The 18,972-nt window shown below is 34.6% G+C and carries 24 protein-coding genes, 1 other RNA gene and 2 other annotated features; of the genes, 4 read left to right on the forward strand and 21 right to left on the reverse strand.

Annotation, left to right across the window (positions count from 1 at the left end):
- The first annotated feature begins 168 nt into the window (after positions 1-168).
- The 4 genes from NST49_RS10605 (at position 169) to NST49_RS10620 (ending at position 2,742) form a co-directional block, all read left to right on the forward strand.
- Positions 169-1,455, forward strand: a complete 1,287-nt coding sequence (locus NST49_RS10605; RefSeq protein ID WP_341048493.1) for a replication-associated recombination protein A — start codon at positions 169-171, stop codon at positions 1,453-1,455.
- 90 nt (positions 1,456-1,545) lie between these two features.
- Positions 1,546-1,733: non-coding RNA, 6S RNA (gene ssrS, locus NST49_RS10610), on the forward strand.
- A 135-nt stretch (positions 1,734-1,868) separates the two neighbouring features.
- Positions 1,869-2,150: a hypothetical protein gene (locus tag NST49_RS10615; RefSeq protein ID WP_341048494.1), complete on the forward strand. Its 282-nt coding sequence runs from the start codon at positions 1,869-1,871 to the stop codon at positions 2,148-2,150.
- Positions 2,151-2,283: 133 nt separating this feature from the next.
- Positions 2,284-2,742, forward strand: a complete 459-nt coding sequence (locus NST49_RS10620) for a universal stress protein (protein WP_023177470.1) — start codon at positions 2,284-2,286, stop codon at positions 2,740-2,742.
- 67 nt (positions 2,743-2,809) lie between these two features.
- On the opposite strand, the gene NST49_RS10625 is transcribed toward NST49_RS10620, so the two are convergent.
- The 21 genes from NST49_RS10625 to NST49_RS10725 all read right to left on the reverse strand — a co-directional run bounded on the left by NST49_RS10625 (position 2,810) and on the right by NST49_RS10725 (position 18,799).
- The gene (locus tag NST49_RS10625; RefSeq protein ID WP_023177468.1) at positions 2,810-4,000 is read right to left on the reverse strand and encodes an acetate kinase; all 1,191 of its coding nucleotides are present in this window, start codon (positions 3,998-4,000) and stop codon (positions 2,810-2,812) included.
- Between the two features lie 25 nt (positions 4,001-4,025).
- On the reverse strand, positions 4,026-5,033 hold the full coding sequence (locus tag NST49_RS10630) for a class I SAM-dependent methyltransferase (RefSeq protein WP_023177467.1): 1,008 nt from the start codon (positions 5,031-5,033) through the stop codon (positions 4,026-4,028).
- Positions 5,034-5,313: 280 nt separating this feature from the next.
- The gene (gene rpmA / locus NST49_RS10635) at positions 5,314-5,598 is read right to left on the reverse strand and encodes a 50S ribosomal protein L27 (RefSeq protein WP_023177465.1); all 285 of its coding nucleotides are present in this window, start codon (positions 5,596-5,598) and stop codon (positions 5,314-5,316) included.
- A 28-nt stretch (positions 5,599-5,626) separates the two neighbouring features.
- Complete coding sequence (locus tag NST49_RS10640; RefSeq protein WP_013710488.1) at positions 5,627-5,962, reverse strand: ribosomal-processing cysteine protease Prp; 336 nt, start codon at positions 5,960-5,962, stop codon at positions 5,627-5,629.
- A gap of 17 nt (positions 5,963-5,979) precedes the next feature.
- On the reverse strand, positions 5,980-6,288 hold the full coding sequence (gene rplU, locus NST49_RS10645; protein WP_013710487.1) for a 50S ribosomal protein L21: 309 nt from the start codon (positions 6,286-6,288) through the stop codon (positions 5,980-5,982).
- 15 nt (positions 6,289-6,303) lie between these two features.
- Positions 6,304-6,375, reverse strand: a sequence feature (ribosomal protein L21 leader region).
- Between the two features lie 108 nt (positions 6,376-6,483).
- A complete protein-coding gene (locus NST49_RS10650; RefSeq protein WP_023177463.1) occupies positions 6,484-7,158 on the reverse strand; it encodes an amino acid ABC transporter ATP-binding protein in 675 nt (224 codons plus the stop codon).
- Between the two features lie 14 nt (positions 7,159-7,172).
- A complete protein-coding gene (locus tag NST49_RS10655) occupies positions 7,173-7,808 on the reverse strand; it encodes an amino acid ABC transporter permease (RefSeq protein ID WP_211251475.1) in 636 nt (211 codons plus the stop codon).
- 29 nt (positions 7,809-7,837) lie between these two features.
- Positions 7,838-8,629 carry an amino acid ABC transporter substrate-binding protein gene (locus NST49_RS10660; protein WP_034536435.1) on the reverse strand — a complete coding sequence of 264 codons (792 nt, stop codon included), beginning with the start codon at positions 8,627-8,629 and terminating at the stop codon, positions 7,838-7,840.
- Between the two features lie 60 nt (positions 8,630-8,689).
- Complete coding sequence (locus NST49_RS10665; RefSeq protein ID WP_023177462.1) at positions 8,690-9,487, reverse strand: amino acid ABC transporter substrate-binding protein; 798 nt, start codon at positions 9,485-9,487, stop codon at positions 8,690-8,692.
- Between the two features lie 98 nt (positions 9,488-9,585).
- Positions 9,586-9,831, reverse strand: a binding site (T-box leader).
- 24 nt (positions 9,832-9,855) lie between these two features.
- On the reverse strand, positions 9,856-10,650 hold the full coding sequence (minD, locus tag NST49_RS10670; protein ID WP_023177461.1) for a septum site-determining protein MinD: 795 nt from the start codon (positions 10,648-10,650) through the stop codon (positions 9,856-9,858).
- The gene (locus NST49_RS10675) at positions 10,641-11,339 is read right to left on the reverse strand and encodes a septum site-determining protein MinC (RefSeq protein WP_023177460.1); all 699 of its coding nucleotides are present in this window, start codon (positions 11,337-11,339) and stop codon (positions 10,641-10,643) included. Before NST49_RS10675 ends, minD begins: the two co-directional genes overlap by 10 nt.
- Positions 11,340-11,380: 41 nt before the next feature.
- On the reverse strand, positions 11,381-11,902 hold the full coding sequence (gene mreD / locus NST49_RS10680) for a rod shape-determining protein MreD (RefSeq protein ID WP_034536432.1): 522 nt from the start codon (positions 11,900-11,902) through the stop codon (positions 11,381-11,383).
- Positions 11,903-12,754, reverse strand: coding sequence for a rod shape-determining protein MreC (gene mreC / locus NST49_RS10685; RefSeq protein WP_023177458.1), 852 nt, complete (start codon positions 12,752-12,754; stop codon positions 11,903-11,905).
- Positions 12,755-12,900: 146 nt separating this feature from the next.
- Entirely contained in the window at positions 12,901-13,914 is a 1,014-nt protein-coding gene (locus tag NST49_RS10690; protein WP_023177457.1) for a rod shape-determining protein, read from the reverse strand.
- Between the two features lie 351 nt (positions 13,915-14,265).
- Positions 14,266-14,466, reverse strand: coding sequence for a cold-shock protein (locus NST49_RS10695; RefSeq protein ID WP_023177456.1), 201 nt, complete (start codon positions 14,464-14,466; stop codon positions 14,266-14,268).
- A 215-nt stretch (positions 14,467-14,681) separates the two neighbouring features.
- Positions 14,682-14,882, reverse strand: coding sequence for a cold-shock protein (locus tag NST49_RS10700; protein WP_013710476.1), 201 nt, complete (start codon positions 14,880-14,882; stop codon positions 14,682-14,684).
- Positions 14,883-15,134: 252 nt separating this feature from the next.
- Positions 15,135-15,335: a cold-shock protein gene (locus tag NST49_RS10705; RefSeq protein WP_013710476.1), complete on the reverse strand. Its 201-nt coding sequence runs from the start codon at positions 15,333-15,335 to the stop codon at positions 15,135-15,137.
- 356 nt (positions 15,336-15,691) lie between these two features.
- Complete coding sequence (locus NST49_RS10710; protein WP_013710476.1) at positions 15,692-15,892, reverse strand: cold-shock protein; 201 nt, start codon at positions 15,890-15,892, stop codon at positions 15,692-15,694.
- 158 nt (positions 15,893-16,050) lie between these two features.
- The gene (gene radC, locus NST49_RS10715; protein ID WP_023177454.1) at positions 16,051-16,743 is read right to left on the reverse strand and encodes a RadC family protein; all 693 of its coding nucleotides are present in this window, start codon (positions 16,741-16,743) and stop codon (positions 16,051-16,053) included.
- A gap of 64 nt (positions 16,744-16,807) precedes the next feature.
- Positions 16,808-17,476: an HAD family hydrolase gene (locus NST49_RS10720; protein WP_023177453.1), complete on the reverse strand. Its 669-nt coding sequence runs from the start codon at positions 17,474-17,476 to the stop codon at positions 16,808-16,810.
- An 18-nt stretch (positions 17,477-17,494) separates the two neighbouring features.
- The gene (locus NST49_RS10725; protein WP_301425830.1) at positions 17,495-18,799 is read right to left on the reverse strand and encodes a bifunctional folylpolyglutamate synthase/dihydrofolate synthase; all 1,305 of its coding nucleotides are present in this window, start codon (positions 18,797-18,799) and stop codon (positions 17,495-17,497) included.
- Between the last annotated feature and the right edge of the window lie 173 nt (positions 18,800-18,972).

Below are 18,972 nucleotides of genomic sequence, written 5' to 3' on the forward strand. Positions count from 1 at the left end.
TAAATGACTTCTTACACATTATCGCAAATAATCCTAGAAAAGCCAATCCAAAGATAACATTACTTTGCAATTGTAAGTCAGAACCATCAAACAAACGTTCCTTTTTGTAGAATCCATTCAATGACAATGGTATACTATCGGTAAGATCAAGATGGGAGGATACTCTTTATGAATCAACCTTTAGCTTATCGAATGAGACCCACTCATATCGATAATATCGTTGGACAACAACATTTAGTCGGGAAAGGCCGAATCATCCGACGAATGGTAGAAGCTAAAATGCTCTCTTCCATGATTTTATACGGCCCTCCAGGAATTGGTAAAACAAGTATTGCGAGCGCCATTGCGGGCACTACCAAATATGCTTTTAGAATTTTAAATGCTGCTAGTGATACAAAAAAAGATTTACAAATTGTTGTGGAAGAAGCAAAAATGAGCGGAACGGTCATCTTGCTTTTAGATGAAGTCCATCGTCTAGATAAACCTAAACAAGATTTTCTATTGCCTCATTTGGAAAACGGCCGAATCATTATGATTGGAGCTACAACTGAAAATCCTTATATTACTATCAATCCAGCCATTCGGAGCAGAACACAAATTTTCGAACTAAAACCTCTTTCTAATGAAGAGATTCAACAAGCATTATGGAACGCAGTTCATGACGCTGAGAGAGGATTTGGCAATGACAAAGTTACAATTACAGACGAAGCCTTATTGCATTTTTCACGAGCAACAAATGGAGATCTAAGAAGTTCTTTGAATGGTTTAGAACTCGCTATCAAGTCTACTTCTCCTGACCAACAAGGTATCATTACGATTACTTTAGAAATTGCTGAAGAATGTGTTCAAAGAAAAGCTTTAACTCATGATAAAGATGGCGATGCTCACTACGATGTCATCTCAGCGCTGCAAAAATCCATTCGTGGAAGTGATGTAAATGCAGCACTTCATTATCTTGCTCGATTGGTTGAAGCAGGTGATCTTCCTATTATTTCAAGACGCCTAATGGTTATTGCTTATGAAGATATTGGATTAGCAAATCCTTCAGCAGCTTCTAGAACGGTTACCGCTGTTCAGGCTGCTGAAAAATTAGGCTTTCCGGAAGCCAGGATCCCTTTAGCAAATGTAGTTGTAGATCTCTGCCTTTCTCCAAAATCAAATTCGTCTTACGTAGCGATTGATGCAGCTTTACAAGATGTACGAGCTGGAAAAAGTGGAGATGTACCAGATCACTTAAGGGATTCTCATTATAGTGGAGCTAAAAAATTAGGTCGCGGCGTAGATTACCTTTATCCGCATAGTTATCCAGGTGCTTGGGTAGATCAACAATATTTACCAGCAAAAATAAAAAATGCTTCTTATTATACACCAAACCATACTGGGAAATATGAAGATACGCTAGCAAAACAATACGACTCAATCAATTCAAAAAAGAAACACATCAATAAGTATTAACCGCTTTCTTTGCGTTGTTGACTAGCTTTCATCAGTAAACGAGCAGCCTATTTATTGACAATAATACTTCCCTATGCTAATATAAGGATAAGATTTCTGAGATGTTCGTCTTGCTCAACATGTGTTGACCGAACAATTAATATTACCTTGGGATCCAACCTGATTCAAACGGATAACATGCCTTTTCACTTGGTAGTTAGAAGCTTGACAGCGGAGCCCACCTGCTAACTGCGGGTTCAATACTAACTGAGCATAATAACGGCATCATCGGATTTCTCATTTAAAGTTTAAAACTTTTAAAGTCATTCTTAATTGAATGGCTTTTTTCTTTTCCATATACGCATTTACACTTAATTTAATTAAAATATATGGTATTCTTAATCTATACTATAATTGAAAGAAGGATGTGTGTCATGCTATTATCTGTACTATTCTTTATTTTTGCCTTACTCTTGATGTATGCAGGTTATTTTTTTTATACAGGAAAAGCTGCCGTATTATTAACCACTACTGATAAAAAACTTCCTATGGAAGCTGCAACATTTTTCAAAGTATATGGAGTACTCTTTTTCATTGAAGGTCTTGCCTCACTTGTACTTATTTTTTTTCATCCAAATTGGTTGGCTTTCACTGTTTTAGTTTTTGTAGTGTTTACAATGCTTTTGTTTATCATTGGATTAAACAAGCGAATGTAATTTTTATTATTCTGTTATAAAGGCAAACCACTAACTCTCTTTCATATTTCTATGAAAATGGATACATTTGGAGTACAATGAGCTTAGAAAGAAGAATTCATTTATTTTATTATAAGGAATGGAGTGATCACATATGTTACAACAATACAATCGTATCTTAGTAGCTGTAGATGGTTCAACAGAAGCTGAGTTAGCTTTTAAGAAAGCTGTACAAGTTGCTGTAAGAAACTCTGCAACGTTAGTTCTTGCTCATGTTATTGACACTCGCGCATTTCAAAGCATCTCTACTTTTGATGGAGCTATGGCTGATAAAGCAAGCGAACAAGCTAAAAACACATTAGAAGAGTATGTACGTTATGCAAAAAATCATCGTGTTCAAGATATTACTTACTCTATCGAATACGGTTCTCCAAAAGTATTGATTGCAAAACAGATACCAGAAGACCAAAATATCGACTTGATCATGTTGGGCGCGACCGGTTTAAATGCTGTAGAACGTATTTTTATAGGCTCCGTTTCAGAATATGTTATACGACATGCCAATTGTGATGTATTAATTGTCCGTACTGATTTAGAAAATAAAAGAGATTAACAAGTAAAAAGCAAAATAAAAAAACAACCAAATCAATTGGTTGTTTTTTTATTTACTTTAGTTATTATTATGCACGTAATCTTTCAACATCGCGAGCAATCATAATTTCTTCATCTGTAGGAATCAATAGTACTTTAACTTTTGATTCTGGAGTAGAAATAATGCGTTCTTTTCCACGTACATTGTTAGCTTCTGCATCGATTTCAGCACCAAACCAGTTCATGCCATCAATAATAATTTGGCGGGTTTCTGGAGAATTTTCTCCAATTCCTGCAGTAAAGACAATTGCATCTGCACCATTTAAGATAGCAAAGTATTGTCCAATATATTTTTGAACACGATTGTAAAAAATATCTAATGCTGTTTGTGCATCTTCGTTTCCTTTTTCTGCTTCTTCTTCGACATCACGCATATCGCTTGAAACATGAGAAAGACCAAGTAAGCCAGATTTATTATTTAAAATATAGATCATGTCATTGATATCAGTAATGTTTAATTTATCCATTAAGAAAGGCAACAATGATGCGTCAATGTCTCCAGTACGAGTTCCCATTGTGATACCTGCTAAAGGAGTGAATCCCATAGATGTATCAAGTGATTTTCCACCTTTTACAGCTGTAATAGATCCACCGTTACCTAAATGACAAGTAATAATTTTTGTTTCTTCAAGTGGTTTTCCTAACATCTCAGCTGCACGCTCAGAAACATATCTATGTGAAGTACCATGAGCTCCGTATTTACGTGCTGCAAAGTCAGTGTAGTATTCCATTGGAAGACTGTACAAGTAGTTTTCTTTAGGCATTGTTGTATGGAATGATGTGTCAAAAACAGCTACACTTGTAATATTTGGCAATAATTTTTTGAAAGCTTTAATTCCTGTAGCATTAGCTGGATTGTGTAGTGGAGCAAATTCAGCTAAACTTTCGATTTGTGCTAATACTTCATCCGTAATTAATGCTGAATCTTTAAATAATTCTCCACCAGCTACTACACGGTGTCCTACACCAGTAATTTCTTCGTAGTTTGCAATAACTTTTAGTTCAATTAATTTATCTAATACCATTTGAATAGCAATTTCGTGGTTTTCAATATCTTCGACAACTTTATATTTTTCACCTGCATATTTTGTAGTGAAGATTGAATTGTTTAAACCGATTCTTTCGATAATCCCTGAAGCGATTTCTTCTTCAGCTGGCATTTCATACAATGTAAATTTTAAACTTGAACTACCTGCGTTAATTGCAATTGTTTTTGACATATTTTCCATCTCCTAATTTAAGTTTTTAAATGTTCTCTTTTTTCCAGCTATCTACTTCTTTCATAAATTGAAGCATAGCTTTTTGATTTTTAAAGTCTGGAATTTGCGCTAACAAGACTTGTTTAGCTTGTTTGGCATTATCCCCTTTTTTTTGAATCAAGAGAATTGATTTACGTGAATTCTTGGTCTTAAATAATTCGTTTGGCAGATTTAACATTCCTTGTAAGAAAGCCTCTTCTTGAATCATTTTCAATAATGCTGGTGTTTCATCCGTTTCAAATAACTGAGCTGGAACTAAAAAGATACCAAATCCACCATTTTTTAAGTAATATAAACTTTGTTCAATGAATAGATGATGAGCATAAGAATGACCATTTTTTGCTGCCGTTTTAAATTTACTAGCTTTTTCATCCAGTGGATAATATCCGACAGGCAAGTCACTCACAATAACATCAACTGGATCTATAAGCAAATCTTGTATTGCATCTTGATGGGTCAATGTTACGCTTTGTCTTTGCATTACTGTATTAACAGAAGCTAGCGTTATCAATAAATCATCATTATCGATTCCTTCAGCCTCTACCGAGATACTTTTTGATAATAACCCATTATAAACAGTTGATAAAAGATTACCCATCCCCACAGCGGGATCCAGTAAGCGAATCGTTTTATCTTTTTCACTGATCAATTTCTCAATCAAATAGTTGAAAATGAAACCAATAGCATCTGGTGTCATTTGGTGGTTTGGTTGCAATACATCCATTTTCGAACCTTTCAAAAGAGCTAACTGTATAGCCTTTCGAATTTCTTCTGGTTCCATACTATCTAGTTTAATATCTTGATAGAGTTGAGTTAACTTTCCAACAGTTTCATCTGAAGGCAAACCATCTATTTGATGAGGTTGTTTATTGGCCAGAATATTTTCTCCTGTTTCCGAAAGAGCCTCTAAATAAGAAACGTCTAATTCTTTTTGCAAGAGTTGGACTGAAGTATCCAATTGATTAAATAGCTGTTCAATTTCTTTTTGAGACAATAATTTCAACCTCTTTCTTTTTTACTTACACCCTTGAGTGATGGTGTTTATAAGAATTGAAATGAGTCATAAGTTAAAAACACTACTCTTTCATTCTAACGAATAAACGGCCAGGTTTCAAGCAAGAGCTCACTTTAATTTCAAGAACTTCGCACCTATTTTTTGACAATTTTATCGTGTTGTGTGAATTAAAATGGTTATGATTCCGTTTCTTAAAGATAAGTGAAACCATAACAGTCAAAAAAGCTCTTCTAATAGTAGAAGAGCTTTTCATTTTAAATTATTGAGCTGCTGGATAAACTGAAACTTGTTTTTTGTCGCGGCCTTTGCGTTCGAAACGAACAACTCCGTCACATTTAGCAAACAAAGTATCGTCTCCACCGATTCCAACGTTAACACCTGGATAAATTTTAGTTCCGCGTTGACGGAATAAAATTGAACCACCTGAAACAGTTTGTCCATCTGCACGTTTAGCGCCTAAACGTTTAGAGTTTGAGTCACGTCCGTTAGTTGTAGAACCGCCACCTTTTTTATGGGCGAAGAATTGTAAATTCATTTTTAACATATGAGTTGCACCTCCTATTATAATTTTTTTACTGTGCAAGTTTGACATATTCTGGATACTCTTCAACAATTCCCGTTAAGGAAAGAAGTAGACTCTCGAGAAGAATTTGTGAAATTTTCGACTGTTCTTCAGTTAATTCGCTTAAAAGCTCAACATATAAATAGCCGCCTTCTACCTCTTCATTTGTTTCTACTAATGGAGAAACGCCTGATAAAGCAGAAATGCTATTTGTTGTTCCTATCACTAATGCTGAAACAGCTGCACATACGATATCGCTGCCGTAGGGTCCAGACTCTGCATGTCCTGTAACTTCAAAGGAAACGATGTCTTCTTTGTTATTACGTTTAAAGAATGCTTGAATCATATTGGAACACCACTTTCTTATGCGTTGATTGCGTTGATAATAACTTTTGTATATGGTTGACGGTGACCTTGTTTACGGTGACTATGTTTTTTAGGTTTGTAGATAAAAGTCGTAACTTTCTTTTGAAGACCATGTTTTTCAACAGTACCTTCAACAGTAGCTCCCACAATAGTTGGAGCTCCAACTTTTGTTTCTTCTCCACCAATTAAGACAACTTCTTCAAAGACTACAGTTTCACCAGCTTCAACATTCAATTTTTCAATGTAGATTTCTTGGCCAACCTCAACTTTAATTTGTTTCCCACCTGTTTTGATAATTGCGTACATTCTTTCGCACCTCCTTATTAGACTTAGACTCGCCATCATGAGTGCCGTTATGGACTTAAACTCATTCCAGTGCGGTTGTAGTTGTGGTGCTACACATTTACAACATTAACATCATACCAAATTGTATTGCCTGCGTCAATAAATACTTTAGCTAAACATCACATTACTAAAACAATTGTCTTTTAATTTTACCTATTACAAAAATGTATCTGACGATACTACCCTTGTTCCAAATTTTTCAGCAAATTCTATGTCGTGAGTGACAATCAAAATACCTGTACCAGATGAAGCAATCGATTGAATCATTTTACCTACTTCGTTTGCTGAATCACGATCCAATGCTGAGGTTGGTTCATCAAAACAGATAATTTTAGGATTGAGCATCATCGATCTGGCAATCGCTGCACGCTGTTGCTGTCCTCCAGATAATGTACTTGGGTAAACATCTTTTTTATCTAAAATGTTCATTTGTTTAAGTAGTAATTCTGCTTTTTTAATGGCTTGTTCCTTTGTCATCAATTTTTGATCTAATGGTGCTTCGATACAGTTCTTCATAACCGTTAAATTAGGAAATAATTGATAATCTTGAAATACCATACCTATTTGATTGCTATAAGATACGCGTTCTTTTTTTGAGGCATACTCTATTTTGCCTCCTGGAGTTTCACGACATAAATAGTGATCATCAATGGTGATTGTTCCATTGTCTGCTTGTTCAAGTTGGTTCAACAATCTCATTAACGTAGTCTTTCCAGTGCCTGATTCACCAACAAGTGTCACAATTTCTCCAGCTTCAATAGTGAAGTCAAAATTTCTGATCACGTCTATTCCATTAAATTTTTTCGTTAGGTTCGTTGCTTTCAATCCCATTTTAACCTTCTCCTTTAATAATTAGACTTCTTCTCAATAGCATTCAATGCTAAAGTCACTATACCTGTCACCAGTAAATAAATTACTCCAACTGCTGCATATGGAATCAAAGATGCATATGTGTTAGCTGCAATTTGACCAGCGCGCAATAACTCTCCTAACCCTAAGATATAGATAAGAGAGGTATCTTTTACTAACGCAATCACTTCATTCCCTACAGAAGGCAGCACAACACGTATAACTTGTGGGATAATAATTTTTCTAAACCCATTTATTTTCCCGATACCCAACACTTTAATTGCTTCAAACTGTCCTTTTGGAATAGACAAAATACCACCGCGGAAAATTTCTGCATAATAAGCTGTATAATTTATGATGAATGTGAAAACGGCAGCTGAAAAGCGATCAAAAGTTATTCCAACAAGTGGTAAGCCGAAAAATACGACCATTAATTGCAGCAACAATGGGGTACCTCTCATGATGTAAACATAAACTTGTATGATCCAAGATATCCATTTTGGAGCATACACTCGTACACAAGCGACTAAAAACCCCAATGGGATAGTTACAATAACTATGATTAAAAATAATAACAATGTTGTTTTTAACCCATCTAATAAACTAGGCGTTATTTCAGCAATCAAATCCATTTTATACTCATCCTTTTCCTACTATTAGTTTATTCTGTGATCCATTTATCTTTGATTTCATCTAATGTTCCGTCTTTTTCCATTTCAGCTAACGTAGTATTTAACTTTTCTGAAAATTGAGTATCTGTTTTTCTTACACCCACAGCAGTATCCTCATATGCGAAACGTTCATCCAAAATGCGATACTTTTCTGCCCCTTTTTGTTTCATCGTATAACGGGCATACAATTCACTGACTGCAATTGCATCGCTTCTTTTACTATCAAGGTCATTAAATACATCATTATAAGATGGATACTGAATAATTTCCCCATTAGCAAAAGTTTTCATAATGCCACTTTCATGAGTTTCCAATAAACTAACAGTACTAGAAGCTTGTTGACCTGCTACTACTTTTCCTTTTAGATCCTCCCAAGTTTTTATAGGGCTATCTTCTAAAACAACAAATATTTGTCCTCCACTTGTATAAGGTGTACTAAAAGCAACTTTTTCTTTGCGTTCTTCCGTTATAGAATACCCATTCCAAATAGCATCAATATTTCCTGAATTTAATTCGGTTTCTTTCATCGCCCAATCAATCGGCTGGAATTCAATTTTCAATTCTAATCTTTTAGCAACTTCTGTGGCTAGATCAATATCTAATCCTACTAAGTTTCCTGCATTATCTCGAAAACCCATTGGTACAAATGTGTCATCTAGTCCCACTACAAAAGTATCCCCAGGTTCTCCTAAAAATATCTCTTCAGCTGCATTTTTTTTAGAGTTGCCACAAGCCATCATAAAGAATGAAACAGCTAGTAAACTAATCATTATTTTTTTCATGGTTTTACTCCTCCTAAAACTCTATAAACTTTCTTTTTTTAGTTATTTGATTTTCTCGTTTTATTCAGCAAACCATTTTTCATAAATTTTATCAAAAGTACCATCTGCTTTTAATTCTTCTAACGCTTTATCAATAGCTTCAGCTAATTGATCATCTTCTTTACGCATGCCTACCGCATATTCTTCTTCTCCAAAGTTATCTTCTAGTACACGATAGCTAACATCTGCATTTTGTTTCATGTAATAACGTCCTAATGTTTCATCAACTACAATAGCTTCACTTCTACCTGATGCTAAGTCATTGAACACATCATTATTTGAAGGATACAGAACCACTTCTTGATTTGCAAAGGAATCTACTATATTCGATTCATCAGCATTAATAGCATCTACCGCACTTGAGGATTGTTGAGCTGCCACTACTTTTCCATTTAAATCTTCTTTTGTTTGGATTTTACTGTCTTCTAATACAATAATAATTTGACTATTTTCTAAATAAGACGAACTAAAGTCAACTTGTTTTTTTCTTTCATCAGTAATGGTATAACCATTCCAAATCACATCAATATTCCCACTCTTTAATTCGGTTTCTTTTAGCGCCCAATCGATAGCTTGAAACTCAACATCTATGTCTAATTTTTTACCTACTTCATTTGCTAAATCCACATCAAATCCTACAATGTCTCCATTACTATCACGAAAACCCATAGGAGCAAATGTATCGTCTAAACCCACTACTAATTTTCCTTCATCTTTAATTTGTTCATATGAGTCTACATTGGCTTTATTCGTGCTGCAACCTGCTAAAAGTGCTGTGAATCCTAATCCTAAAATTAATTTTATCATTGTATTTTTCATTTTTAACGCCCCTTTTAATTTTATTGTATTTTATTTTGCCTTCAGGCTGCAGTCCTTAAAAACAAAAAAAGTCCTTTGATTTTCTATTAGTAAGAAAATCAAAGGACGATTGATATCAATATCGTGGTTCCACCTTTATTCGTAGCTTCTTCGCAGAAAACTACCTCATCACGTTCAAAACTACTAAACGCTAGTACTATAACGGGTACTCCCGGATCAGTTTACTTATAAGCATTCAACTGTCAGCTCAGAGATGTGTGTTCGGAATAGACCCTTGATTGCTTTCAGCACCGCAATCTCTCTTAAAAGTTTCTAAACTTACTTTTTCTCTTCAAAGCTTTTAATCATTTTTTAATACTATAGCACAGTTATTTTCGTTTGCCAAATATTTTCTGCCAAAAATTTGGTTTTTCTTTGGTTAGCGTCATTAAGGGAACTGTTTCACCTAAAATACGACGAGCAATATTACGGTACCCTTGAGAAGCAGGATTCTTTGGATTTAAAACAATCGGATCTCCTTTATTAGAAGAACGAACGACATCATCATCATCAAAAACAATTCCTAATAGATCAATCGACAAATGTCTAGTGATCTCATCGATATCCATTACTTCTCCATCTTGCATCATACGTTTACGAATACGATTGATGATTAAACGCGGAGGTTCAAGTTCCGTTTGCTCTAAAAGACCAATAATACGATCTGCATCGCGTATAGCCGATATTTCAGGAGTGGTTACCAGAATTGCTTGGTCTGCTGCTGCAATCGAATTTTGGAAACCTTGTTCAATACCGGCAGGGCAATCGATTAAGATATAGTCGTATTCTTTTTTCAATTCAGAAACGATTTCAATCATTTGTTCACCATTCACATCATTTTTATCTGCATTTTGTGCTGCAGGAAGCAAGTACAAATTATCATTAAATCGTTTATCTTTTATGATAGCTTGATGCAGTTTTGTACGACCTTCCACTACATCGATAATATCATAAATGATTCGATTTTCTAGACCAAGAATAACATCTAAATTTCTCAATCCAATATCCATATCTATAAGACAGACTCTTTTTCCTTGAAGAGCAAGAGCTGTACCTAGATTTGCAGTAGAAGTTGTTTTCCCTACACCACCTTTACCAGATGTAATAACGATTGCTATACCCATTCGTTTAATCCCCCTATCACTTTGCCCAAATTTGGACGTGCTTTTCGTAATTGCTCTAATGAATTAAAATCTAAAATATGTAAATCATTTATATAAGCAAATTCGTTTTTCCTAATGTTATCTTGGTTATTCTTTTTTTCAATGATTTGTACATTGTCTGCAATTCTAATTTGAGCCTCTGTATGAAAATCTGCAACAATAACTGCATTCGTGTCTCCTTCGAATCCAGCATGTGCTATTCCCATCAACTCTCCAATAATAAAGATACTTCCATTAGCTCGAAGCATTCCGCCAGGATGAACCTTTCCTACAAATAGAAGATTACCTGGTGCTGCTAAAACTTGTCCGCTTCTAATCGTTTGAACTTCCATTTGTAAACTAACTGCTTGTTGCCACTCAATAGCTTTATCAACTGAGACAACATCAGAAGTGATTTTTTTGATTAAGAAAGTACTTTTTGATTCTATTTCTTCAGTCAATATCGATTGTTGTTCTTGAGACAATAATCGATTACCAGTTTTTATCTCTAAATAGATCTCTTTTTGTATTTCTTTAGATCTTTTTTGTTCTCCATTCAAATGTTCTAATAATTCATCTAGTTCTTTCATTACGGATACAAAAGAAGCTGATTCATCTAAGCTCAATACAAAGCTACCCTTAGTTCCTTTTAATGTCACACTTTGTTTCACTTTAACAACTCCCTCAACCGAGATTTCACCATTGATGTTGTTTACTCTCCCTGAATATGTTCAATTATTTTTTTCAAAGGATAAAATACAATAATAAATAACACTAAATTCAAGAGTAAAGTTGGCCCTAAACGATCTGCCAAAAATGTCGTCCAATTAATTTTGGTATACCCTAATACTTGATAAAACAGGTATAAGTAAGTTTCAATCAAACTTAAATTTATGATCACCATCATACCAATTACAATAGGATTAGGATTGAGAACCTTTTTCAGTTTTTCCGTTAAGTAAATAATTAAAGGAAATAAAAGAACATATACTCCTAAAATCCCAACATAGTAGCTATCATAAATTAAGCCAAATAGAAGACTGTACACAAGCATTTTACTTCTTGGTATATAAAAGGACATCAAAATAAGCACTAATATGATCAATCTAGGAGTCATAACTTTTGTTCCTTCAAGAAAGTACTCTGAAAAGACTACAGTCAATACACCATCTAATAAAAAGAAAAAAGCAAGCAATAATGGAATTAAAGTAGCGGTTTTCCAATTCTCTCTCATTTACTCACCACTTTCAGCGGATCGTTTAATAAATGTCACATAACGAATATCATTCGTATCTGCTGCAGGTACAATATAAGCTTCCTGTGATAAACCAAAAGAATCTAATTTAACTTCCTCTATCGTTCCAATCAATAGCGCACTAGGAGATACTCCTCCTAAGCCGGATGTCATGACTTGATCGCCTTCTTTTAATTCAGCATCTGTTGTAATTTGTTTCATTACTAATCGGTTTTTTTCAGCATCATATCCATTGATAATACCATGTACAACTCCATCATCCGTTTGAACAGAAGCTGCAACTCGATTGTTATTTTGATCTAAAGTAGTGACTAATTGAACCTTAGAACTAGTAGGACTTACTTCAACAACTCGACCTATTAATCCATTACCTGACATTACTGACATGTTCAGTTCAATACCACTTTGGCTTCCTTTATCTACAACTATTTGATCAACCCAACTGTCAGGATTACGGCTAAGTACCGCACCGTTAATGGATTCATAATCAGATAATGTATCTGTTAAGGCTAATTGTTCTTTTAATTTTTCATTATTTTGTTTTAAGTCTGCAATTTCGACTTCTGTTTCATACAATTTATCAATTTTTGATTTTAACAATTGATTTTCTTCATACGTATTTTTTAGACCATCTACTGATTCCAAAAAATCAACAACTGCATTCATCGGTTTTGCTACTACCCGAGATACAACTGCTGTAATATCATTAGTAAGCTGTTGGAAAATTGGAATGTTCCCACTCCCAGTGATTGAAAAGGCTATCAGACCTAAAGAAACAATCATACTTACTAATAAAATGATTAGTTTTTTATTTGAAAAAAACTGATTCAAAATATCACCTCATTAATTTTACAGGCTTTCTTTATTTTAACATAAGTCAACCCAAATAACTTGTCTAACTTCATTCTTTTTCACATGAAAATATGCGGGAAGAAAATAAACTTCCCGCACCTTCTTGTAACCTTATTTAGGCTAGCTTATCTATTTGCTCTTTTTTTATAAATATCAATGTGTTTTAATGACTCGCCTGTCCCTAGTGCGACACAGTCTAATGGTTCATTAGCGATGAAAACTGGAACATCCGTTTCTTCAGCAATAACGTCTCCCATATTTTTCAATAAAGCTCCGCCACCTGTTAAAACAATCCCATGATCTATAACATCTGCTGAAATTTCGGGAGATGTTTCTTCAAGTGTTTCTCTAACTGCAACAATGATTCCTTCAACAACTTCTTGAATCGCTTCAGCAATATCAACAGCTGAAATTTCAATCGTTTGCGGCAGTCCTGTCAATAAATCACGACCACGAATATCCATAACACCGTATTCTGTTGCTTTTTCAACAGAAGCACAACCGATTTGGATCTTAATTTGTTCAGCAGTGCGTTCTCCTATAAGAAGATTATATTTTTTACGGACATAGTGAATAATCACGTCATCCATACGGTCTCCAGCTAAACGAATCGAGCGGCTGCTTACAATTCCGCCTAATGCTATTGTAGCTACATCTGTTGTTCCACCACCAATATCAACGACCATACTTCCTGTAGGATCCATTACTGGTAAACCTGCTCCAATTGCCGCAGCAAAGGGTTCTTCAATAATAAAAGCATCTTTTGCTCCTGCCATTCTTGTAGCATCAATAACGGCTCTTTTTTCTACTTCCGTTACACCACTTGGTACACAAATCATGACAAACGGTTTAGAGGTTGATTTTCCTATTGCTTTTTCGATGTAATATTTCATCATAGCTGCTGTTGTATCATAATCCGCAATAACGCCATTTTTCATAGGACGAATAGCAATAATGGAACCAGGTGTTCTCCCGATCATGTTTCTTGCATCTTCACCAACTGCGACGATTTCTCCCGTTACAGTATCTTTTGCGACTACTGAAGGCTCTCTTAAAACGATTCCTTTTCCTGCAACATACACATTCGTATTTGCAGTACCTAAATCAATTCCTATATCTTTATTTCCAAATCTAAACAAATGATTTCATCCTCTCAAATCTACCTAAACTTTATATTTATCGTTCTATTTCTCAGATTCACAGTAATTGTATCTTTAACATCTAACACTGAAAGGTAGACACTTAAACAGTATAGCAAAAAACAGAATAGAATGCTCTAACCGAAACCATCATACTGTATTTTTTAAGTTATGACATCTTTATTTTTTATATTTTAACACAAATTTAAGTAATTCCATATATAAGTAAAGAAAATGAAATAGACCCTAAATGATTCAGCACTTTTCTTTATACACTTTAGCCAATTTAATAGTATATTTTAGTGCACAAAAAAAGCCTAGTGAAAAATCACTAGGCTTTTAAACATTAGCTTACGCTTTGTTTACGTTTGCTGCTTGAGGTCCACGGTTTCCTTCTTCAACGTCGAAAGTTACTGTTTGTCCTTCTTCTAAAGATTTGAATCCTTCACCTTGGATAGCTGAGAAATGTACGAATACATCGTCTGCTCCTTCACGTTCGATGAATCCAAAACCTTTTTCTGCGTTAAACCATTTTACTGTACCTTGTTCCATAATGAAATTCCTCCTCGTGCCTTATAGCACATATAATGATATTCTTGCTAACGGTACGAATCAGACTGTTGTAAAACAATTCTACGTGATCCTTAACAAAAACATTATAGTAATTGTAGCATCCATTTATTAATATTTCAAGAGAAACGCATATTATTTTATACAAAAAAAAGGAATCAACCTAAGTTGACTCCTTAAACAATTTTAATTTTTAATTAAGCTTTGTTTACGTTTGCTGCTTGAGGTCCACGGTTTCCTTCTTCAACGTCGAAAGTTACTGCTTGTCCTTCTTCTAAAGATTTGAATCCTTCAGATTGGATAGCTGAGAAATGTACGAATACATCGTCTGCTCCTTCACGTTCGATAAATCCAAAACCTTTTTCTGCGTTAAACCATTTTACTGTACCTTGTTCCATAATGAAATTCCTCCTCGTGCCTTATAGCACATATAGTGATATTCTTGCTTACGGTGCGAATTGGAATGTTCTGAAACATTTCTTTGTTCTACCTAACAAAAACTCAAGGTAAGTATAGCATGGGTATTTTTATTAAGCAACCTTATCTCTAAAACTATTTTTTTCATTACATAATTAATTAATCTTCTAATCAAATACAATACAAAAAAGGAGCCAACCTAAGGCTGACTCCTTAAACAATTTTAATTTTAATTAAGCTTTGTTTACGTTTGCTGCTTGAGGTCCACGGTTTCCTTCTTCAACGTCGAAAGTTACTGCTTGTCCTTCTTCTAAAGATTTGAATCCTTCAGATTGGATAGCTGAGAAATGTACGAATACATCGTCTGCTCCTTCACGTTCGATAAATCCAAAACCTTTTTCTGCGTTAAACCATTTTACTGTACCTTGTTCCATAATGAAATTCCTCCTCGTGCCTTATAGCACATATAGTGATATTCTTGCTTGCGGTGCGAATCGGAATGTTTTGAAACAATTCTATTTTCTACCTAACAAAAACTCAACGTAAGTATAGCATGGGTATTTTTATTAAGCAACCTTATCTTCAAAACATTTTTTATTCGGTATCATCTGTATGATCTTATTAATCTGATAATAAAGTTAGATGGCAAAAATCAAATTATTTCAAATGAACTTTCTTATAGGAAAATCAGTTATATTTATTTAACCTAGTCTATTCCTACGAATAGTTATCGAACTACACAAAAAAGGAGTCAACCTAAGTCGACTCCTTAAACAATTTTAATTTTTAATTAAGCTTTGTTTACGTTTGCTGCTTGAGGTCCACGGTTTCCTTCTTCAACGTCGAAAGTTACTGCTTGTCCTTCTTCTAAAGATTTGAATCCTTCAGATTGGATAGCTGAGAAATGTACGAATACATCGTCTGCTCCTTCACGTTCGATAAATCCAAAACCTTTTTCTGCGTTAAACCATTTTACTGTACCTTGTTCCATAATGAAATTCCTCCTCGTGCCTTATAGCACATATAGTGATATTCTTGCTTACGGTGCGAATCGGAATGTTCTGAAACATTTCTTTGTTCTACCTAACAAAAACTCAAGGTAAGTATAGCATGGGTATTTTTATTAAGCAACCTTTATGTACAGAACTTTTAACAAATACCTATTTCTTTTAAACTTACAAATTCACTTTCTCCAACGATAATATGATCTAACAATTCAATCCCCATCAATTCTCCGCATTCAGACATTCTTCTTGTAAATTGAATATCTGCTTCAGATGGATCAGGATTGCCTGATGGATGATTGTGACCAACAATAATTCTCGCTGCTGAATACCTCACAGCTCCTCTAAAAATTTCTCGAGGATGGGCAACGCTAGAATTAAGCCCTCCAATAAAGATCGTTTCTTTTTTTATAATTTCATTTTTTGTATTTAAAAATAAAACAACCACATGTTCTTGTTGCAGACCTTTCATCTCTACTAATAGCATCTCGCCTGCTTTGGTACTAGAAGTAATCTGGCCTATCTTTATTTGGGAAGCCTGAGAAATACGCATGCCCAATTCAATAGCGGCTTTTAATTCAATAGCTTTTATCCTTCCAATCCCAGAAACTGCCATTAATTCTTGGCAGGAAGCCGTTTTCAAATGATAAAGATTTCCAAAATGATTGAGCATCGACAAAGCTAAAGAGAGCACATTCGTTCCTTTCGTTCCTGTTCTCAGTAAAATAGCCAGTAATTCATGATTGGATAGCGCCTTTTCTCCATAATGTTCTAATCGTTCTCTAGGCCTCGACTGAATAGGAACTTCATTGATTAAATTCATAGTTTTTATAGTCATAAAGAGATCCTCCCTTTTTCACACTAGTACTATCCGTGAAAATGGAGGATCCGATTTTATTTTTTTAGTGTTGATTTTGCTGTTCGATAAACCTTTTAACTTCTAGTAAATCATCAAAAATAGCTACTGTTTTTTCTTTGGCCTCATTAGTTGGTTTTATTAAGTCTGGTATCATGATCACTGGGACCCCAGCTTCGTGACTTGCACGGATGCCATTAAGCGAATCTTCTAAAACAAGAGTGTTTTCTTTTGAAACAGCCGTCTTTAACCAAGCTTTTTCGTATATTTCAGGACTAGGTTTTGCCTTTGATACTTCATCTCCACCTATAATCACATCAAAATAACTAGTAAGTTGCTCTTTTTCTAAAAACAAAGAGACAGTTGATCTTATACTACTTGAAGCAACTATTTTCTTTATCTTTTTACTATCCAAATAATCCAATAATTCAATTAATCCTTTTTTCTTACGCAAACCATTGTCTTCTACATACTCCAATAACGCTTGTCCACCTTTATGGATTAGAGACTCAACTTGTTCTTGTTTATTTTCATAGTGTAAATAAAGTTCTTTATGAAAATCCTCATCAGAAACCCCAATATACTTCTCGTGAAACTCCCAAGTATATTCCAACCCTACTTTCTTTGCTACTGTTCGATTCGCCTCATAATATAGCGTTTCTGTATCAAACATCAATCCATCCATATCAAAAATGACTGCTTCTACTTTATGCATACTTCTCCCCCACTTCAATTATCTATTTGCTGCTTTAAAAAATTCTCTAACTTCAGAGATAAAATATAAAGAACCTGTTACGATCACTACACCGTTCCCATCCGATTCGTTAATGGAGGCTACTAGTGCTTCTTGCCAATGATCGATCACGATTCCATTTCTCACTGTTAATTTTTTTAACTCTTCCGGTGTAGCTGCTCTAGGATAATCAAAGCTTGTAAGAATCAAGTAACTATTAGGTATAGTCTCCAATATATCAATCATCTCTTGGCTATTTTTATCCTGCATAACAGCCATAATGATATAAATATCTTGTTGAGCAAAATTCTTTTTTATCGTTTTCGCTAACGTATCCATTGCATGTTCATTATGAGCACCATCTAACACAAGAAGCGGTTGATCATTTATTTTTTCCATTCTGCCAGGCCAAAAAGTTTGTTTCAAGCCGCTGAGTATCTTTTCATGATTCACTGCTAATCCTGTTTCATGACTATAAACTCTTAGCGCTTCAATCGCTACAGCAGCATTTTCTACTTGATGATAGCCTAACATTCCAATTTGTATAGGACTAAGCCGGATAAAATCATCTTCAAATACAAATTGTTCTCCCCATGTAGGCAATGTTTGCCATTTTGTAACAAAAAAATCTTGGTCATACTTTAATAATAAACTATTCTGCTCTTCGGCTTTTCTTTCTATTACTTTTAAAGCCTCATCCTTAATTTTTCCCGTCACCACTGGAACACCAACTTTAATAATGCCAGCTTTATTTAAAGCAATTTCAGGCAATGTATCGCCAAGCAACTGCATGTGATCCATACCGATCGTAGTAATGACCGAAACAATGGGGGTAATGACATTTGTTGAATCAACTAATCCCCCTATTCCCACTTCTACAAGAACTACATCTGCTCGTCCTTCACCAAAGTAAATCAACATCATCATCGTTATAATTTCAAATTCGCTAGGCCCGCCTAATGCTGTTTTTTCTAATCCTTTTGCAAGTGGGTAAACACTATTAGCTAAACGTAAAATTTCATTATCTGGTAAAGGTTCTCCATTTACACTGATACGTTCATTAAACGTTTCTATATATGGAGATGTATACGTTCCAACTATTTGTCCATTTGCTTCCAACATGTTTCTTAAGAAAGCTAGTGTAGAACCTTTTCCGTTTGTTCCTGCAATGTGTATTGATTTAAATTTTCTTTCGGGATGATTTACTTGACTTAACATCCATTCCATTCGTTTTAATCCTGGCTTCTTCCCAAAAGTTCTAGTTGCATGAATCCAGTTTAGTGCTTCTTCATACGTAGTGAACATCATTTACCTCCACCTATTTTTCTATTCCCTATATTATTTAATTATAAACTACCTTAGTCATTTCAACCATGAAAATAAAGGGGCTCATTTAAATTTCGATTCTGTTTTTTCAATTGCTGCCCAATAATAAAGCGAGCAAAAGCTAAGAATCATCTTAGGTTTTACTCGCTTTA

It is taken from the genome of Carnobacterium sp. FSL W8-0810 (genome assembly GCF_038007125.1).
Lineage (GTDB): Bacteria > Bacillota > Bacilli > Lactobacillales > Carnobacteriaceae > Carnobacterium_B > Carnobacterium_B inhibens.

Bases quoted from the DNA above. Each gene is read 5' to 3' on its own strand.
- NST49_RS10605 (WP_341048493.1), top strand. From the start codon at position 169: ATGAATCAACCTTTAGCTTATCGAATGAGACCCACTCATATCGATAAT.
- NST49_RS10615 (WP_341048494.1), top strand. From the start codon at position 1,869: ATGCTATTATCTGTACTATTCTTTATTTTTGCCTTACTCTTGATGTAT.
- NST49_RS10620 (WP_023177470.1), top strand. From the start codon at position 2,284: ATGTTACAACAATACAATCGTATCTTAGTAGCTGTAGATGGTTCAACA.
- NST49_RS10625 (WP_023177468.1), bottom strand. From the start codon at position 4,000: ATGTCAAAAACAATTGCAATTAACGCAGGTAGTTCAAGTTTAAAATTT.
- rpmA (WP_023177465.1), bottom strand. From the start codon at position 5,598: ATGTTAAAAATGAATTTACAATTCTTCGCCCATAAAAAAGGTGGCGGT.
- NST49_RS10640 (WP_013710488.1), bottom strand. From the start codon at position 5,962: ATGATTCAAGCATTCTTTAAACGTAATAACAAAGAAGACATCGTTTCC.
- rplU (WP_013710487.1), bottom strand. From the start codon at position 6,288: ATGTACGCAATTATCAAAACAGGTGGGAAACAAATTAAAGTTGAGGTT.
- NST49_RS10650 (WP_023177463.1), bottom strand. From the start codon at position 7,158: ATGGGATTGAAAGCAACGAACCTAACGAAAAAATTTAATGGAATAGAC.
- NST49_RS10655 (WP_211251475.1), bottom strand. From the start codon at position 7,808: ATGGATTTGATTGCTGAAATAACGCCTAGTTTATTAGATGGGTTAAAA.
- NST49_RS10660 (WP_034536435.1), bottom strand. From the start codon at position 8,629: ATGAAAAAAATAATGATTAGTTTACTAGCTGTTTCATTCTTTATGATG.
- NST49_RS10665 (WP_023177462.1), bottom strand. From the start codon at position 9,487: ATGAAAAATACAATGATAAAATTAATTTTAGGATTAGGATTCACAGCA.
- minD (WP_023177461.1), bottom strand. From the start codon at position 10,650: ATGGGTATAGCAATCGTTATTACATCTGGTAAAGGTGGTGTAGGGAAA.
- mreD (WP_034536432.1), bottom strand. From the start codon at position 11,902: ATGAGAGAGAATTGGAAAACCGCTACTTTAATTCCATTATTGCTTGCT.
- NST49_RS10695 (WP_023177456.1), bottom strand. From the start codon at position 14,466: ATGGAACAAGGTACAGTAAAATGGTTTAACGCAGAAAAAGGTTTTGGA.
- NST49_RS10700 (WP_013710476.1), bottom strand. From the start codon at position 14,882: ATGGAACAAGGTACAGTAAAATGGTTTAACGCAGAAAAAGGTTTTGGA.
- NST49_RS10705 (WP_013710476.1), bottom strand. From the start codon at position 15,335: ATGGAACAAGGTACAGTAAAATGGTTTAACGCAGAAAAAGGTTTTGGA.
- NST49_RS10710 (WP_013710476.1), bottom strand. From the start codon at position 15,892: ATGGAACAAGGTACAGTAAAATGGTTTAACGCAGAAAAAGGTTTTGGA.
- radC (WP_023177454.1), bottom strand. From the start codon at position 16,743: ATGACTATAAAAACTATGAATTTAATCAATGAAGTTCCTATTCAGTCG.
- NST49_RS10720 (WP_023177453.1), bottom strand. From the start codon at position 17,476: ATGCATAAAGTAGAAGCAGTCATTTTTGATATGGATGGATTGATGTTT.
- NST49_RS10725 (WP_301425830.1), bottom strand. From the start codon at position 18,799: ATGTTCACTACGTATGAAGAAGCACTAAACTGGATTCATGCAACTAGA.